Raw genomic sequence first — 914 nt, forward strand, 5'->3', positions numbered from 1 at the left:
AAGCTGTTCCCGGGCATGACGGTGCTGAAGAACCTGGAACTCGGCGGCTATGTGCACCGGCGCGACCCGGCGCGCTGCAAGCGCATGCTCGGCGAGGTGCTCGAATTGTTCCCCATCCTGCAAGAGAAAAAGGACGACCCGGCCGGGTCGCTGAGCGGTGGCCAGCAGCAGATGGTGGCCATAGGCCGCGCCATGATGGGCCTGCCCAAGGTGCTGCTGCTCGACGAGCCCTCGCTCGGCCTCGCGCCGCTGGTCATCAAGCAGATGTTCGAGGTCATACAGCGCATCAACCAGGCCGGCACCACGGTGCTGCTGGCCGAGCAGAACGCCTTTGCGGCGCTGAAGATCGCGCACCGCGCGTACGTGATCGAAAGCGGCCGCATCGTCATGGAGGGCGACCCCGGCAAGCTGCTTGCCGACGATGCCATCCGCAAGGCCTACATCGGCGCCTGAAGACCGAGTCCCATCCACCCCTAGGAGACAAACCATGAAGAAGATCGCTTCCACGCTGCCCCTCTCGCGCCGCCGCATGACGGCCCTGGTGCTGGCCTGCACCGCACTCACCGCAGGCCCGGCCCTGGCCCAGGAGGTCGTCAAGATCGGCTACTCGGGCCCGCTGTCGGGCGGCGCGGCGCAGTACGGCAAGAACGTGCTCGACGGCGCGTTGATGGCCGTCAGCGAGGTCAACGCCACCAACCCCGAGATCGGCGGCAAGAAGGTCAAGTTCGAGATCGTCTCGCTCGACGACAAATACAACCCGAGCGAGACCGCGATCAACGCCCAGCGCCTGGTGCAGCAGCATAAGACGCCGGCCATCCTGGTGCCGCATTCGGGCGGCATCTTCGCGCTGCAGACCACCAACGAGGCGCAGAAATACCTGGTGCTGGCCTACAGCAGCGTGCCGCAGATCACCA

General features: G+C 65.9%; 2 protein-coding genes. Both read left to right on the top strand.

What is annotated here, in order from left to right; genetic code table 11:
- Positions 1-453 (top strand): ATP-binding cassette domain-containing protein (locus QZH66_RS17130; protein ID WP_305807048.1); only part of this gene is annotated, 453 nt, incomplete at its 5' end.
- A 34-nt stretch (positions 454-487) separates the two neighbouring features.
- Positions 488-914: ABC transporter substrate-binding protein (locus tag QZH66_RS17135; RefSeq protein ID WP_305807049.1), on the top strand; the 427-nt coding region annotated here is incomplete at its 3' end.

It is taken from the genome of Stenotrophomonas sp. YIM B06876 (assembly GCF_030711595.1).
Classification (GTDB): domain Bacteria; phylum Pseudomonadota; class Gammaproteobacteria; order Xanthomonadales; family Xanthomonadaceae; genus Stenotrophomonas.